Source organism: Anaerotruncus sp. DFI.9.16 (assembly GCF_024461615.1).
GTDB lineage: Bacteria > Bacillota > Clostridia > Oscillospirales > Ruminococcaceae > Anaerotruncus > Anaerotruncus massiliensis.
In genome coordinates this window covers 1-1,840 of sequence record NZ_JANFZX010000123.1, presented here as the reverse complement: position 1 = coordinate 1,840, position 1,840 = coordinate 1, and the positions used below count along the sequence as shown (strand labels likewise).

Here is a 1,840-nt window from a genome sequence, read left to right as displayed (position 1 = left end):
ATGTGACTTCTTTGTGAATTTGATGAAAAAGTCCTTGACTTTTCGTCTCTGGCAAGACCGCTAAGTCGATTTTGATTTCCTGCGGCGCTCGTCTGGCTCCTTTTGATATTCAGGAGGTCAGAGATGTGACTGCCTATGACGAGTTGCAGTTGGATACTCTCGGAGATAAGAAAACGGCGCTCTTTCTGATTATGTCAGATACGGATGCGACGTTTAATTTTTTGATCTCCATGATTTACACACAGCTGTTCAACTTGTTGTGCGAGAAAGCAGATGATGTGTACGGCGGCAGACTGCCGGTTCATGTGCGCTGCTTGATTGATGAGATGGCAAACATCGGTCAGATTCCCAATCTGGAAAAACTGGTAGCGACAATCCGAAGCCGTGAAATATCGGCTTGCCTTGTTCTCCAGGCACAATCACAGCTGAAAGCCATTTATAAAGACAATGCCGATACCATCATCGGCAACATGGATTCCCGAATTTTCCTGGGTGGTTCTGAGCCAACCACGCTCAAAGAACTGAATCAGGCATTGGGAAAAGAAACTATCGACACCTACAACACCTCCAACACCAGAGGTAACAGCCCGTCTTACGGCTTGAATTATCAGAAGTTAGGCAAAGACCTTGCGAGCGTAGATGAGCTTGCGGTTCTGGATGGCAGCAAGTGTATTTTGCAGTTGCGTGGTGTCAGACCGTTTCTTTCTGACAAGTACGATCTGACGCAGCACCCCAATTATAAGTACACATCAGACTTTGATAAGAGAAATGAGTTCAACATTGAGCAGTTTCTGAGTCGAAGGTTGAAGCTCAAGGCAGGTGATGAGTTTGTGGTAGTCGATGCGGATTAAGGAGGTTTCTGTTTGGAAAATCTGAAAACGGTATCTGCCCTGGTTAAGAACATCTTGGAACACGACCACAAGGCAAGAAATACCGACAATCATTTGTACCTGATGGTACTGGAACACTATTCCGGTCTGCGTGGCATCGACATTCATGCCATGACGGTTCCTGTGTTTTTGAAGGAACTGGATAGACGCAGCTTTCCGGGGTTTGAAACTGTCCGCAGAAGCAGACAGAAAGTGCAGGCAACCTACCCTGACCTTGCTCCCAGTGAAGCCGTAGGCAAGCGCAGAGCAAAAAATGAGGTTGTATATCGAGAATTTGCAGAAAGCGAGGTGTAAAAAAAATGACTTGGTGGATCACGGATACCTCTATTGGGCAGCGATTGAAGTTCGTTAGACGATTTCGCCGCCTTACCCAGAAAGAGCTTGGACTCCTGATGGGGTATTCCGAGAAAACAGCGGATGTCCGTATTGCTCAGTATGAGAAAAACGCTCGAACCCCTAATGCAGAAACCACAGCGAAACTCGCAGAGGTTCTGAAGGTTTCACCTGTCGTTTTTTCACCGACAATCTGTGCTTCTCGTGAAGATTTGTTGCAGTCAATGTATTGGCTGTTTCTTATGAAAGGTGGTGGTGATATATATGATTGTGAAACTGAATATGCAAGAAGCAGAATGGAACAGAAACTTGGCGTGATAACCGTCGAGGAGTTCCTTGAAAAGATTCTCGTAAACTAAGCCTTCCGTCCGGTTTTGATGCCGGTAGTACGGAGGGCTTTTTCTATTCTCAAAACAATTTCAAATTTTAGGAGGAAAATATTATGGCATTTTTCAATAGCGCAGTAACCGTTCTTCAGACTCTCGTTATCGCTCTGGGCGCAGGTCTTGGCATCTGGGGTGCAATCAATCTGCTTGAGGGCTACGGCAACGATAACCCCGGCGCAAATGCTTATGTTTAGTAAAGAAGCAAAACCAAAATACAAGCATAGACAGTAG

2 protein-coding genes and 2 pseudogenes are annotated in these 1,840 nt (G+C 45.7%); all 4 read left to right on the top strand.

The window, feature by feature from the left end:
• Positions 1–47: 47 nt before the first annotated feature.
• Positions 48–851: pseudogene (locus NE609_RS17235) on the top strand (VirD4-like conjugal transfer protein, CD1115 family); the annotation flags it as partial.
• A 12-nt stretch (positions 852–863) separates the two neighbouring features.
• Positions 864–1,184 carry a hypothetical protein gene (locus NE609_RS17230; RefSeq protein ID WP_002304332.1) on the top strand — a complete coding sequence of 107 codons (321 nt, stop codon included), beginning with the start codon at positions 864–866 and terminating at the stop codon, positions 1,182–1,184.
• 5 nt (positions 1,185–1,189) lie between these two features.
• Positions 1,190–1,582 carry a helix-turn-helix domain-containing protein gene (locus tag NE609_RS17225; protein ID WP_002304334.1) on the top strand — a complete coding sequence of 131 codons (393 nt, stop codon included), beginning with the start codon at positions 1,190–1,192 and terminating at the stop codon, positions 1,580–1,582.
• Positions 1,583–1,665: 83 nt separating this feature from the next.
• Positions 1,666–1,794 (top strand): annotated as a pseudogene (locus NE609_RS17220) (Maff2 family mobile element protein); the annotation flags it as partial.
• Positions 1,795–1,840 lie beyond the last annotated feature (46 nt).

Bases quoted from the DNA above. Each gene is read 5' to 3' on its own strand.
- NE609_RS17225 (WP_002304334.1), top strand. From the start codon at position 1,190: ATGACTTGGTGGATCACGGATACCTCTATTGGGCAGCGATTGAAGTTC.